Genomic DNA, 14481 nt, shown 5'->3' on the forward strand with positions numbered 1-14481 from the left:
TTGAGGTAGTCCTTTTCTCCATGATAGTGTGCGAGCGCGCATGTTGTAAATCTCTTGAGCTAAATAGTTTTAATATATCGACATTTATCTTCTGACTGTTGGAAATGTAAAGTGCAGGTAACAAACTTGGGTTTAACTAGCTGAACACAAGTTACACCGATTTTTTGTAGCTCTGCGCATAAATCTCGGTATACTGATTAGTCTTAAAACTATATTTAATATCTTGTTTCAAGGAAGAAGCGTGGCTGGTTCGAAATTTCATAATCTTGATCCCGGTAGTAGAGCGATAATTCTTGCCGAATTTTTGCTACTAATCGGGATTTTTGTCATTGGCGTTGAACTTCTTCGCCTTAGTGGTTTCGAAGACATCCCTTCGTACGGCGAAGGCATACTACTATTACACTGTTTAGCATTTACCTTCCCAATACAACTGTCAATATTGTCAGTTGGTTTATATAACCAAAAGATCCGCGAAACTTTTAGAGGCGTAATCCGCCGATTATTGGTGAGCATTGCTTTAGGTTATTTCATCTCTTCGGTTATTTACGTTCTCACGCCCTTAGACGTTCTTCCAGGTAATTTTCGTGAACTGCTCTACGCAGCAGTAATGATGGGCTTAACCACCATTCGCTACTTCGCCCTTAAAATGCAATATGAGCATATGGGCCGTAAAAGAATCTTGGTGTTAGGCGCAGGTGAGCGCGCCAGTATTATTGAAAAACGTATGCGTCGAAAGTCTGACCGCGTAAGTTTTGAAATGGCTGGGTTTATTCGTATGCCAGGGGACTCAGAAGATGGTATTAAACGCGAAACCATTGTTGAGCTTGACCAACCCTTAGAGTCATTTGTACTGGCAAATGGTGTTGAAGAAATAGTGATTGCAGCCGATGAGCGACGCGCTAACTTGCCGGTTGATAGTTTATTTTTATGTAAACTGCGTGGCGTTGAAATCACCGATATAATTGACTTTATCGAACGCGAATCAGGTCAAATAGCTGTAAACCTGATCTACCCTTCATGGGTTATTTACAGCAACGGTTTCCATTCAACTAACTATTTGCGTAGCTCCTTGGATTGGGTGTGTAATACTTTCTTGGGGCTGATTGTTTTATTCCTTACTTGGCCATTGATGTTAATTACCGTCATCATGATTAAGTTAGAAGAAGGTATTCGAGCGCCCGTGCTCTACTCCCAAGAACGCATCGGCTTAAACGGTCAACCGTTTAATATCTATAAATTTCGCAGTATGCGTACCGATGCCGAGAAAGATGGCGCAAAATGGGCCCAGAAAGAAGACCCACGAGTAACTAAAGTGGGTAACTTTATTCGTAAATACCGTGTTGATGAGCTGCCGCAAATTTATAACGTATTGGTGGGTGATATGGGCTTTGTTGGGCCTCGTCCTGAGCGCCCTGCATTTGTAAAAGAGTTGGTGTTATCAATTCCTTATTACAATCAGCGCCACAACGTTAAACCAGGTTTAACTGGCTGGGCACAGCTTAAATACCCTTATGGTAGCACTGAAGCTGATGCTCTTGAGAAGCTAAAATTTGACCTTTACTACATCAAGCACCGCAGCTTCCTACTCGACCTTTTGATACTAGTGCGTACCGCAGAGATTATTTTGTTCGGAAAAGGACGGTAATTTTTGGTAGCAACAGAGCCAAGCAATAAACTAAACAACAGCGGCTTACTACAAGCCGCTGTTGTTCTTGGTACTACCGCCTTAATTGCTTTGCTATTTTGGCCGATAGTTTTAGACATTTGGCGCTATAGTTTTGATGATGGTACCTACTCACATGCGTTCTTAATTCCAATTGTTGCTCTGTATGTACTTTACGATTGCCGACAACAACTGCAGTTTCGTCAAGGTGCTAGCTTGTGGTTGGTATTGTTGATTACCAGTTTAGCGGTAGAGTTGCTGCTTTATCTAAGCCAAATTAGCTTGCCCGTTAGAGCGCTATTACCCTTTGTTTTGCTGTTTAGCTTATTGAGTATCTTCAAACACCATAAAAGTCTTTATGTGTACGCCTTAGTGCTCCTGTTCGCCACTCCGATTTGGGGCATTTTGTCGCCACCTTTACAAAGCTTATCGACCACAGTTGTAGAGATGGTTATGGCCTTTACCCATGTACCCAGTTACTTTGAAGGAAATGTCGTTTCAATTCCTTCAGGGCAATTCGAAATAGCTAACGGCTGCAGTGGCTTACGCTACTTTATTACCTCTTTGTTTCTGTGTTTGTTATATATCTATTTCAATATTCGCAGTATTAAAAATGCCTTAATATTTTTTGCTATTTGCATGTTTGGTGCGTTAGTCGTTAACTGGGTTCGGATCATCACCATCATTTTGATTGGCCATGAAACGCAGATGCAAAGCGAAATAATTTATGATCATAACAACCTTGGCTGGTATTTATATATCCCATACTTGTTATTAGCTTTTTACGTTGGTGGTAAGTTGTCCAGCGAGTTAGTAGCTCAAGCCAAAGTAGCGCAAGCAGAAGGCCCTTCAGTTCGGGGTTTAGTCTTTGTTATTTTGGCTCTATTGATTTTTTCACCAAGCCTAATTGATTGGCCAGTATGGGATGCTAATAAACTAAACGCCGAAAATACCAAAGCAGCAACCAGTTATCACCCAGCCCTTCAAGTGGCTCAGTACCAGTCTGTAGAGCAACAAAGCCTTCGTGTTAATCAAATAGAGCTAAAACAATGGGTATTTTTGTTTAGTGGATTAGGCTTAGACAACAAAGCCTCATTTTACCTAAACGAAGTGGTACCAGAAAACCTTCACATCGATAGCTCGGAAATTGAGCAAGAAATAAACTTTGTTTACTTCCGCTCTACTGCCAACCGCCCTGGAGTGTTAGCTTATAGCTATGCAGGCGCTAAAGGCATAGTCTCAAATCGTTCAGCTCTGCGAACTCAACGTTTTAGCGAGATACTCACAGGGCAACGCCAAAGCGCAATTGTTGCCGCTTCTGCCTTGTGCGCCGACAATGACTGTAGTGAAGCCAAACAGGCGCTCTCGTTGCAGTTACTTAAATACCAAAACACCCAACTATTGTTTCAACAACCAGGTTAACGAGCCATTGCTTGCAAACCACCAGTTAAACTTTCTAAGTGGTTTTAGCGACCAGTTGGGGTTACTCATGGCTATTTTCCCTTTCTTATCCATTGTTCCCTCACAGGTGTTCAGCAATTCTTGAGCAAGCAACTCTAGCAGGAACTCATCTTGTTGACGCTGTCGCTTTAAATACACCCCTTTGTATACCATACCGGCTACATCACAAGCATGTTGCCGCTCGGTCCATGAGTTTCTATCTTGAAAAATAGACTGCTTAAAAAATACCAAGTAATCCGGTATGTACAAAGTTTTACCTTTGTACTCCACCGTATATAAACCGTGATGTAGTAACATGTCAGAAAAGTCGATAATTAAATCCGCTGCTCTTTGATCATCAGTCATCCAAAAGTAACGCCACAGTTGCTCTACCACCAACGCCGACATCCACGGAGAGCAAACCATGTCTTTACTATTTTTATTAGAGTGGGCTTTTAAACTGTGCTTTATACAGCCACCTTGCCCCGGAGCGCTCACCCACAAGTCCTCACGAATACCTTCAAGCAGTTGCTCTACCCGCTTAGAGGACTGCTCATCGCTATGTAACTCCCATCGGTTTAACGCTAAACTTAAAGCAACTGACAAATGACGTTCTGTCCAAAAACCTAATTGAGTTGAATAGCGGGCTGGCCAAGCCAGTCCTTTTTGAGTCATTTTTTCAATGGCTAGCTTGGTCGAACGATATGGATAGAAAAGGTAGTCAATTAGCAGGCCACTACTTAACATGTATTTAAGATCTGCTGAGCCTTTAAGCTTAAAGTCGCCATTATCGTCAAGTTGACTGATAAAAAACTGCGCTTGTTGGTGCGCGGTTTTTTGCCACCGTGGGTCAGCCGTTTTGAAAAACAATTGATAAAAAGTAAATGGTCGATCATATAACCATGGCGCAGCACTATTGCTAGGTAATGTTGTTTTCTTGGCCGGGTCTTTAGGTTTGCTCACTTCACTAATAACTGTCTCATCGGCGCTATAAGCGGCATAGCGCCAGTAGGCGTTATCCAACCAGCCCCAGTCAATATGATTGGCATTAAAAACTAATGGCGAATACAGTGCTTGATTAAGCCAAGATGCTGGATAACGCACTTCCGCTAAGAAAGCTTCATCAAAATCTAAATCTTTGCCAGCCTTAGGCAAGTTCTTATCCCAAGTAAGTGTCAAGCGACCTTGCTCTAAACCTTCAACTTTAAACAATACACCTCGATAGAATGCAGTGCTTTTAAGTTTTGGCCAAAGTAGGTGAGCGTGAGCGGTAAACTTAAGGCTTACACCCTGCTGCTTAAGAGCAAAGCCCTGTTGTTCTGAGACGGTAAAGTTAGGAAATGGAATAACGATGTAGTGGAAATTATTCGTGCTAGGGAGAGTTTTAACATTTAGCGCAACACTTGCTTTTGCCACATTGCTAACAACAGCCACCAAAACCAGTAAACAAACAACTAGCAACCGCCAGGCTATAGCTGAAACATTAATAGCAAGTCCTTGCATATTCCATATCCTCTATGTGAAAAGGCGTTTAAAATTGCTTATCCAGTTAAGTGCAAATGTACGGGTTGAGCAAGCCTAGTTAAGCACGATGCTTGGTATTTAACTCCATAACTTGTACTTTCAGCGAATCAACTTCTTTATTGCCGTCTACAGAGATCCGTTTTAATTGGTAAGCACTCTGCGCATCTAGTTGAGTATTAATGCCATTCATAAAGGAGAATGCCAAACGGTAACCACACTCTTGCGCAAGTGCTTGGGTTTGCTCAGTAAAACTGTCAGTTCGCCCTACAGGATAGGCAAGCATAGAAACCGCAGTACCCAGTTTGCTTTCGATGAAATCTCGCGATTGGGTTAACTCTTCGCGCTGCTGCTCTAATGATAAGTGCGCTAAGATCGGATGGCTGCGGGTATGTGAGCCAATTGTCATTCCACCCTCTGCCATTTCCTTTAGCTGCTGCCAGTTTGCAAACAAACTATGTGCGCTAGGCATTGGAGGTGCTTTACACTCTGCTTTTAACATCTGCAATTTCTCTTCCATAGAGAAACTATGGTCTTCCTTGAAGGCATAAAGCAGTTTGCGGATATTTTGGGTTTGGTTTTTGCCACTTAAATCCACCGCGTGAGACCAGTGTTTTAGTTTTAATGTATTAGATTGACAATGCTTAACTAGCCAAGCTACCTCATCCCACCATGCAAAAATGCCACCATTGGTGTATTCAGTTACCACAAAAAACACTGCGCTAAGCTGATGTTTTGTTAACAAAGGGAAGGCGTGCTGGTAGCTATCAATATAGCCATCATCAAATGTGATTAAGGCATAAGGTTTGGTAATGGCTTCACCTGAGTCAAGTAAAGCGATTAACGCGGCTTCATCTAATACTTCAAACTCTTGTTTGTAAAACAGCAAATGTTGTTCAAATTGCTCTGCGGTACAGCTAAAAACGTTAGGGTCAAACTCACTAAAGCGTGCGTCGCCAATTCGATGATAATTAAATACATAAATACCGGGCATACGTTGCTGCCAGCGATTTTTAGATACGCTACGCCTACCGAAAAAAAACTGCCGCACCTTGGCTTTATTCAGCATCCGTATGCTCATCCAAAGTTTTATAACTAGGCGCTTTAACTAGATAGTCTCGATACTGATTTGGATTGCCCGACTCACCCGCTTCGGCAGCTTTAGCCATATTGTACATTTCGCGGGCAGACACATAGTGCAATACGTAGTTTTCACCATCGTTATACTTGCTTTCCAAATAACTACACATGTCGTCAAATGGCTTACCTAGCAAAGTGGGCATGTCGGCTTCTTGGGTGCCATGGGTATGGATCTTAATGAAGCGCCACTCCGGTCGACCTTCAACATGAATATTCGCCTTAACCCACAATTCAACACGATCTTTGGTAGGCATCATACTGGTGCGAATATCGGCGTTCTCAATTTGCGGGAAAATGCCTTTTTTACGCGCTTTCCAGTTAAGGTCTAGCGGGCCATTAATTAGCATTAAATCACCCCATACTTGACCGCCTACTTTGACCATTTTGCCAGTGTCATGCGACTTCGGCGCATGAGGATCGTCTTTGGCATAATAAATCGCGTTCACCGTTGCGGGTTGGGTAACACTCGGAGCAGACGGGAACGTATAATCAACAAAACAGCCGGTCTCTTTAAGCACAATAAGTTCGTCATTCACACCACACAATTTTCCATCTGGGTGCGAGTTATCTAAGGTCCAGTTTCCATGAATAAATGCATATTGTAGTTTGCCGGTCTCTTCACTACGTACAAACGCACCATGCTTCTCATGTAATAACTCGGTAAAGCCTTCCAAGGTTTTGCGCAAATTATCGCTGGTATCGTCGTCATGGTGTAGGTGAATTTCAATTTCACCAAAACCACGCGCACATATATCGGCTACCTTGGCTAAGTGCTCATAGCGATACTCTTCTTCTGGGTAGAAGAACGAATGTTTAGGGTGACAACCATCCGCATCTTGGTGTTTGCCTGCCACTACCGGGTATTCATTAAACCAGCGGTCCACGCGCGCTCGTTCTTGCTCAAGGCTAATGTTTTTGCCCCACTGCGGCTCGTAGTGATCGACAAAACAAAACAAAACGTGGGTGGGCCCTTCAAATTTTGCCTTGGCTCTAAACTTCTGTTTTAGGTAATGAGGTAACCATAGGTGCATCTGCTTCTTTCGAATAATTAAGGTTACCGCTGCTGCGCCAACTAGCAGCAATACAACTAAAGCTAAAAAGATTATCACCGTGATGTCCTTTGCCATGTGCCTTGCACATTTTTAAACAAGAATGAGTAGAAGCCTTTTAATAAAGCCATATTCATAGATACAAAAAAAGTTAGAAACGCAATGCTGCCAGGCACGCTTTTACCCCGCTTACTGCGACTGTTCCCCCAAGCTGCGACTAAATAGCCGGCCAATTGAACGGCCAACAAGCTGGCATACAAAGGCTTAGCCACCAGCATTAGGTTACATGCCAAGGCAATCAGCATTAAATGCGGGGTAAACCAGCGCAACACTTTATGGCTAAGGTAAGCAAAAAAGCGTGCTCCTTGCAGTGGATTTAGTGCCCACAAACAACGAGTAAAAGCCTGGTAATTACCGGTACCAATACGAATTCGACGTTTTTCTTCATCCTGTAGTGAAGGCGCTACTTCTTCAAACGCTACCGCGTTTGGTTCATACAAAACCTTTTTTCCCGCCTTAGACACGTTCATCACAATCATGAAATCATCAACAATCGTATTAGCAGGTAGCGCCTGATATAAAGGTTTAGCAATAGCGTAAATAGCACCATTAGCCCCCAGCAGTGCACCCAAACGCGACTCATGAAACTTAAGCATTTGTTCATAACGCCAATAGATGCCGTCTTTGTTATCTGCTGACTCCGAATCAACTAAATGCAGCTCCCCACAAACCGCCCCGATGTCGTCACTATCAAAGTGCCTAACTAGGTTTTCGATAGCGTCCACTTCAAAATGGGTGTTGGCATCAGACATTACTAAAATCGGGTCTTCGGCCAATTCCACCAAGTCATTAAGTACATTTATTTTGCCGCGATTCTGCTCAAAGATATGGGCTTTAAAATTACTCGCCTCCACGGCCTGTAAAATCTCTGCAGAACTATCGGTGCTACCATCAGAGCCAATGTGAATGGTAAGTTTATCTTTGGGGTAACTAAGTTGCAGTAAATTGTCTACACGTTGCTGCAAACAACTCTCTTCATTATAAGCGGCAATAATAATTGAAACAGATGGCCACTGTTTAGCTTCTAGTGAACGGCGTTCTCGGCGACGCCAGAGGTAGCGGGTATCACGAACCGCTTGTTTAATACCGCTAATCATTAGCAGTACAACGGGATAAGCAGCATAACTATAGCCAATTAAGCCCACAGCCAGCCAAAATAACAAGTCCATTTACTGCTCCATCTCGGCTGACTTTCGGCGATATGCTTTAGCGGGAATACCTAACATGGTTGCGCCTTCTTCGGCAGATTTTGTTAATACAGCATTAGCGCCAACTTTTACCTGGTCGGCAACCTCTAAGTCACCAATAATTTTGGCGCCGGCACCGACAAATAGCTCAGAGCCTAAACGCGGTGACTTGCCTTTTTCATCACCAATCACGACACCACTTTCTAAAGTAATGTTACTACCGCCCTTTACCTTAGAATTAATCACAATGCCTACTGGGTGCATAATCACAAAGCCTGGGCCAAACTCTGCGCCAGAACCAATCACGCAACCATTCATAAACTTATTCAGCCATTGGAAGAAATAGGCAAGTAAACCTAAGTTATGATTGGCGCACCAACGCATCCAGCGATAGATGAGATTGGCACTAGAACCATCTGCCATCACTATCCTCAGCATGCTTACAGATGCACCATCTAATCTGAAGATTTCTTGCTTACGACGAAAATCAGCTTTGATATTTTCCATCACTTCACCAAAGTTAGTAGTTGCTCAGCATTATGACGCCACTGCCTTTCTCGCTCGATATAAGCTCTAGCTTGCTGACCAACTTGCTGCTGCTGTTCCACTTGAGAAGAAAGGCTGAGCACCTTTTCTACGCAAGATTCACGGTCGTTTGCTTTAAACAACCAACTGGTTTCGCCGTCAGTAACAACTTCAGCAATAGGTGTAAAGTCAGGAGCAACCATACCTTTGCCCATAGCCATAAACTCAAACAGTTTCATCGGTGAGCCATAATCATTTGAGTCTGGCAAAATGCCAAAGTCCATGGCTGACAAATAAGTCGGCACTTGGTCATGGGCGACTCTGCCAGGCATAATAATTTGCTTCTCTGCCCCTGCATCAGCAATGCGTTGTTTAATACTTTGGTAACAAACGCCATCGCCTACCAACAATAAAACAATATTGGGGTAATCCTTTAAGCGCTCAGCGATCAAATCAACAAACCAGTCGATACCGTGCCAATGTACAAAAGCCCCCACGTAGCCAACAACAACTTTATCTTCTACCTCTAGCTTTTGACGTAAGGCTAAAGCAGCAGCATCATCGATAATAAACTGATCTAAATCTGCAGCATTTGGCGAAATCACTGAGGGAGCAATATTTGGGTAAGCATCTTGAGCAACTTGCTGAAAACGACTAGAAATGAACACTAAACCAGTAGCGTTACTAAAGATCCACTTCTCAATTGAGCGAGCAAAACGTTGAAAAAATAGTTCTCGAACACGATGCACTAAACAAGAATCATTAATTTCCAACACAATCGGGATGTTATGACGCTTTGCCCACCACACACTGGCAAACATGAACAATGAATAGCGCTCATAAACAAACTCTATCTGCTGCTCTTTAACCGCTTTACGCAAGCGCCACCAAGCCAACACATTAAAAACCAGCTCAAACAGCTCAAACACAAATTCTGGGGTATGTTTGGTTAACTCAGCTAGGCGAGAAAATAAGCTTTTTTTAGCCGGTGGTTTAGCCGCTTGCTGCTGTTTCGGTGTCACTAGCTCTTCTTCCGGATCAGCACCAGGCAGTGACAAAATGCTTACCTTGTGGCCTAGTTCACGCAGGCCTTTAACCACCCCACGAATATGTACACCTTCGGCCCCTCGGCCACGTGTTCGGTGGTGGAACAAAATGTTCATTTAACTCAGCTCTCCAATGCTTTAAGTTCAAAACCTTGCGCTTGCCATTTAGGAATTAATTCCGCTAGAGCGTCAATGCAAAGGTTGTTGTCATCATGAAATAGAATTATATCGCCTGCACTTACTGGCTGCTCGTTAAAGCGTTTTATTAGTGTTGCACTAGGCTCTTTTTTGTAATCTAAGGAGTCGCGACTCCAATGCACTGCAGTAATCCCACGCCGAATCAAATAAACCAGTAAAGAACTGCTCCAACGTCCTTGCGGGGAGCGGAATAAGCGACACGGTTGCTGAGTAAGGTTTTGAATAGCGTTGTTGGTCTGTTCTATCTGCAACTTGCGCTCAGCGGCACTGATATGATCAAAGCGGGGATGATTGTAAGAATGGTTGGCAAGGCTATGACCTTGCTCAGCAATTTGACGGGTTAGCTCAGGAAATTTTTCTGCTCGCGCCCCTAATACAAAGAAAGTTGCTTTAGCTTGATGCTTAGCAAGCAGCGCCAATAAAGCTGTGGTGTACTCTGGATAAGGTCCATCATCAAAGGTTAAATAAAGCGCAGCCTCGCGCGAGCTTCTTTTAATTAGAAACCAACTATCAGGCAGAACTTTACTACGTATAAGATATTTGATCTTATTCAACATTAACTACAAATCCATTTGTACCAATACTAAGAGCTTAAGCAAGCTTGTTAGTGTAACAAAATACCTGCTTAGCCCCAGCAAATTATTAACTTATCTTTTAAACTTCACCATTTTTCAACATTGCTAGAAATTGTTGTTGATTAAGCGACCAAGAAAACTGACTAGCATGCTGCTTAATCGCCTGTTTATCCCACTGTTTATCCAGTATCAGCTCTAGCCCCTCAGCCACCGCCGACGAACTCTTCGGCGCAATAAGCACGCCACAACAGCGAGTATCCATCACCTCGGGAATGCCCCCGACCTTAGTAGCTAATACCGGTGTGCCAGCCGCCATCGCTTCCAATACAACATTAGGCACCCCCTCTGCGTAGCTAGGCAAGGCGAGAAGTTCAGCATTGCCTATCCAAGCTGGTAGATCGGCGTGCGCAACAGAGCCCAAAAATGTCACTCGCTCTGTTAAGCCATCGGCTTGCGCTTGTTGCTCAATGGTCGCTCGTTTGGCACCAGTACCAGCATAAACCAGGTTTAATGCAGGCTGTTTAGCGGCAATCTTAGCAAAGCCCTCATAGAGCTCGACAACGCCTTTGTCTGGCTTTAAGTTCCCTACATATAAGATGTAGTCTTGTGCTATTGGTTTGTCACTTTCACCACCAAACTTTTGATGATTGACGCCATTATAGATAACAGAAACCTTGGATTGCTCTATTCCTAGCCGCTGCATTTCCTTAGCTAAAGCTTTCGATACAGATAAGATACCCAGTGCATTTTGACTGGCATTTTTTATTTGTTTTGCACGTGCGGGATCTTTTGCTAACTGGTTAATATCACTGCCATGTACCTTAAAGAAAAAGCGCGCTTTAAACAGTTTAGCTAACCAACTAGTTGCAACTGCTTCGGGGAAAGCCCAACTCGCCATTAAGATATTGACCTGCTTGCGTTTTAACCACAATCCAGAATGCAACAGTAAAGATAAAAACATCATCACGCTATAAAAACGACGCCCCACTTTTGGCGTGTAAAAATACGGAGCGTAACGTAACTCTTCTGATTGCTTAATCTGCTTACGATGTTTAAACCATTCAGGAAAGGCTACCGGAACTAACAGGCTTAACTGATACTCAGACTTTAACAATTCAAATTGCTGATGATTAAACTTAGCGCGATTAGGTTCCCAAGGGAGAGGGTATAAATTGGTGATAATCACCATTGCTGGCTTAGACTTCACAAATAGTTACCCTGTATTTGCCGCTGGCTGTTAACGGAATATCATCCACTAACTCAAAATTAAGCATCAGTTCACCATTGCTATATTTGTTTATTTCATCACTAATGGCGATTTTATCTGCTTCGCTAAATTGCTCATTAGCTACAATTTTTAAAGTGACTTGCTCTAGTTGCTGTTGAACAACTTGAAAGCGCGAAATGCCGACAAACTCTTTAAATAAATGTGGGAACAACTCGCCAGGAATACTGCCACCCGACGGCGTTTTTATAATGTCTAGCTTACGCCCGTCAATGCTAGACATAATTGGCAGAGGGTTTCCACAGCTGCAGGCCTGATGGTTAATCGTTGCGCGATCGCCATTTACATAACGAATCAAGGGCATTCCATAGTTATAGAGATCGGTAACTAACAGGTCACCGCTGGTCTCTGTTACCACCTGTCCTTGGCTATCGATTGTTTCTATCACTAAGTGGTCGATGTTCATGTGCAAATTACGTTGTTCTTGGCAATCTGCCGCCATCAACATAAATTCTCGACAACCAAAAGTGTTGTACACCGGCGTTTTAAAAGCTTTCTCTATCTCTTCTCGTTGAAAGTCATGTAAAGGTTCAGCCCCTGTTAAAATAGTGCTGGGGCGCCACACTTTTACTCCTTGATCGTTAATATAACGAGCCAGCTCATAAAGCGGGTTTACGTAAGACACCATAGCTGTTGGCTTATAGGCATTAATATCATCAACATACTCTTGTTTGTTATCTTGAGTCATAGCAAAAGAGTTGAGCATTTTTCGATTATAAAAGCCGTGGTAAAGCGCATTTTTAATGGTTTTAAAGCGCGAAGGCTGGCCTAAGTCGGCCCCCCATAGGTACAAGGTTTTCTGACCTAGCCCTGCGCCTAGCCAGCCATAACCTCGCCACATAACAGCTTCTCGGCGAGTATTACTGTTGAGGTCCAGCTCAAAGTGAAAAGGCTGTCCGGTAGAGCCACCGGTGGACTTACGGATATTGTTTGGATGTTTGCTCGAAACAAACTCAGCATAGTGCTGCTTGATATCGTTTTTGGTGACTATCGGCAAAACCTCGAAGTCACGCATGTTGCCAATATCACGCGGATCTTTAATGCCTGCTTCAGCCCAAACGCGAGGATAATACCGAGTATTGTGGTAAGCATGCTGCAACAGTTTTTGTAGCTCTTGCCATTGATGAGCTAACAACTGCTCTTTAGTCCATGAAAGGCGTTGCTCATAAGCACCTAAATGCTTTAACAAGTCTTTGCCTTTAATCGCCTCGTAGGCGGGCATTAAGCAGCTTCGTAAAAAAGATGGGTAAATGGCCATCGTTGACTTCCATATCCGTATGATAACTAATGTGTACAAGGCTCAAAGTATTGAACAGGCAAGTTGCTTACTCGCTTTTCTCAAGCGCTGTTATTAACTACGTTCAATGAAGCACCTTTGCTACTTACCCTAACATTTAAGTAAACAACAAACATCTACTACTGGGTTGGCAAGGGCTTCCATTAATCGAGCAATTCCTTTTACTTAGGCATTATAGTAACGCTAAACAGGCGTGAATTTAAACGCCAAGATTACTACTAATTTGTTGTTTTATACGTTAGCCTAATCAGCATTGAGCTTGGTGATGTAGTGTTAAGGAAAACGCGATATGGACATCGGTCCAGTTACTATTGTGGCGAAAGGTAGTGCGCTTGTTTATCAAGTGGATTTCGACCTAAAAGGAAGTCATCAACAACTTTGGTTTGAAGTTGACAACCTTGCCCAACAAGAACTATCGAGTACTAACGACACAGCTTTACTTGCTTTATTGCTTCCGGCGATGTTAGCCAATGAGAACATTCATATTAAAGGCAGCGTGTCGGAGCGCTTACTATTTAATTTAAATGGCCCCTACCAAACCATACTGACTCAAACCATTCCTTATTTGCAGCGAGTTAACATTACCGCCGAGTGCTGCAATACAAAAAGCTCGGCAGCTACGGGTGTTATCACTGGCTTCTCGGCTGGTGTAGATTCGTTTTGCACCATTACTGACTACTTTTCAGATAGCACTCCAGTAGCATTAAAGATCTCTCATTTACTCTACAACAATGTAGGTTCTCATGGTCCGGGTAAAGAACGACTATTTCGCGAACGCTACCAGCAATTAAAAGAAACCGCTGATGCTTGGCGGCTTCCGTTCATTACCGTTAACTCAAATATGAATGACTTTTATGGCCGTAGTTTGGATTTTCAGTTAACTCACACTCTGCGAAATGCCGCTATCCCGATGTTGTTCCAACAATTCATTGGTCACTTTTTATATTCATCCGCCTACAGCTATCAAGACTTATTTGTTGGCGAAAGCTACGACATGGCATATAGCGACGCATTCAGCATGCCGCTTTTAGCTAGTGAAAGCTTGCAATGTCACTCAGTGGGTAGCGAGCACTCGCGCGTAGAAAAAACCCTGCGAATTAGTAACAACCCAGATTCATACAAAGTATTAGATGTTTGCGTGAAAGGTGATAGAGCCGGCAATTGTTCACACTGCGATAAGTGTTTACGGACCCTGCTGACCTTAGATTTGGCCGGTAAACTTGAGCTATATAAAGACAGCTTTGATTTAGAGGTTTACCAGCAACACAAACAAGCATTCATTAATGAAGTTCTAATTAGCAGGGACCCGCTGCTAAAAGAAATAGTGGTTTGGGCTAAACAGCAGGGATATCCCTTTGCTGCTCATCACTACCTTTCGGCCACTATGTTGTTCCTCAAACGTTCACCGGCCAAAGTCTTTTTGCTATTTAAAAACCAGCTAAAGAAACTATTGTCTAGCGTAGGTTTATATCACCCCAAGCAATACCACTAATTT

General features: G+C 43.1%; 12 protein-coding genes. 3 read left to right on the forward strand and 9 right to left on the reverse strand.

Features of this window, described 5'->3' with window-relative positions; translation table 11 throughout:
* Nucleotides 1-241 precede the first annotated feature (241 nt).
* Both K5L93_RS06830 and xrt read left to right on the forward strand, forming a co-directional pair.
* A complete protein-coding gene (locus K5L93_RS06830) occupies nucleotides 242-1645 on the forward strand; it encodes a TIGR03013 family XrtA/PEP-CTERM system glycosyltransferase (RefSeq protein ID WP_220719043.1) in 1404 nt (467 codons plus the stop codon).
* A 3-nt stretch (nucleotides 1646-1648) separates the two neighbouring features.
* Nucleotides 1649-3085, forward strand: a complete 1437-nt coding sequence (gene xrt / locus K5L93_RS06835) for an exosortase (RefSeq protein ID WP_220719044.1) — start codon at nucleotides 1649-1651, stop codon at nucleotides 3083-3085.
* Here xrt and K5L93_RS06840 read toward each other — a convergent pair.
* The 9 genes from K5L93_RS06840 to K5L93_RS06880 form a co-directional block, all read right to left on the reverse strand.
* Nucleotides 3062-4606 carry a hypothetical protein gene (locus K5L93_RS06840; protein WP_220719045.1) on the reverse strand — a complete coding sequence of 515 codons (1545 nt, stop codon included), beginning with the start codon at nucleotides 4604-4606 and terminating at the stop codon, nucleotides 3062-3064. The genes xrt and K5L93_RS06840 overlap by 24 nt on opposite strands.
* Before the next feature lie 79 nt (nucleotides 4607-4685).
* A complete protein-coding gene (locus K5L93_RS06845; RefSeq protein WP_220719046.1) occupies nucleotides 4686-5693 on the reverse strand; it encodes a polysaccharide deacetylase family protein in 1008 nt (335 codons plus the stop codon).
* Nucleotides 5683-6873 carry a hypothetical protein gene (locus K5L93_RS06850; RefSeq protein ID WP_246615010.1) on the reverse strand — a complete coding sequence of 397 codons (1191 nt, stop codon included), beginning with the start codon at nucleotides 6871-6873 and terminating at the stop codon, nucleotides 5683-5685. The genes K5L93_RS06845 and K5L93_RS06850 overlap by 11 nt, the downstream gene beginning before the upstream one ends.
* Nucleotides 6870-8042, reverse strand: a complete 1173-nt coding sequence (locus K5L93_RS06855; protein WP_220719047.1) for a glycosyltransferase family 2 protein — start codon at nucleotides 8040-8042, stop codon at nucleotides 6870-6872. Before K5L93_RS06855 ends, K5L93_RS06850 begins: the two co-directional genes overlap by 4 nt.
* Nucleotides 8043-8567, reverse strand: a complete 525-nt coding sequence (locus K5L93_RS06860; RefSeq protein WP_246615011.1) for a serine O-acetyltransferase — start codon at nucleotides 8565-8567, stop codon at nucleotides 8043-8045.
* Nucleotides 8567-9748 carry a glycosyltransferase family 4 protein gene (locus K5L93_RS06865; protein WP_220719048.1) on the reverse strand — a complete coding sequence of 394 codons (1182 nt, stop codon included), beginning with the start codon at nucleotides 9746-9748 and terminating at the stop codon, nucleotides 8567-8569. Before K5L93_RS06865 ends, K5L93_RS06860 begins: the two co-directional genes overlap by 1 nt.
* A gap of 5 nt (nucleotides 9749-9753) precedes the next feature.
* On the reverse strand, nucleotides 9754-10386 hold the full coding sequence (locus tag K5L93_RS06870) for a polysaccharide deacetylase family protein (protein WP_220719049.1): 633 nt from the start codon (nucleotides 10384-10386) through the stop codon (nucleotides 9754-9756).
* A gap of 97 nt (nucleotides 10387-10483) precedes the next feature.
* Entirely contained in the window at nucleotides 10484-11611 is a 1128-nt protein-coding gene (locus K5L93_RS06875; RefSeq protein WP_220719050.1) for a glycosyltransferase, read from the reverse strand.
* Nucleotides 11601-12947 (reverse strand): phenylacetate--CoA ligase family protein, encoded by a 1347-nt coding sequence (locus K5L93_RS06880; RefSeq protein ID WP_220719051.1) that lies wholly within the window; start codon nucleotides 12945-12947, stop codon nucleotides 11601-11603. Before K5L93_RS06880 ends, K5L93_RS06875 begins: the two co-directional genes overlap by 11 nt.
* Before the next feature lie 328 nt (nucleotides 12948-13275).
* Here K5L93_RS06880 and K5L93_RS06885 point away from each other — a divergent pair, with 328 nt between their 5' ends.
* Entirely contained in the window at nucleotides 13276-14478 is a 1203-nt protein-coding gene (locus K5L93_RS06885; RefSeq protein ID WP_220719052.1) for a hypothetical protein, read from the forward strand.
* Nucleotides 14479-14481: the final 3 nt, after the last annotated feature.

Origin of the sequence: Agarivorans litoreus, from assembly GCF_019649015.1 — a bacterium.
In the GTDB taxonomy this organism is placed as follows: domain Bacteria; phylum Pseudomonadota; class Gammaproteobacteria; order Enterobacterales; family Celerinatantimonadaceae; genus Agarivorans; species Agarivorans litoreus.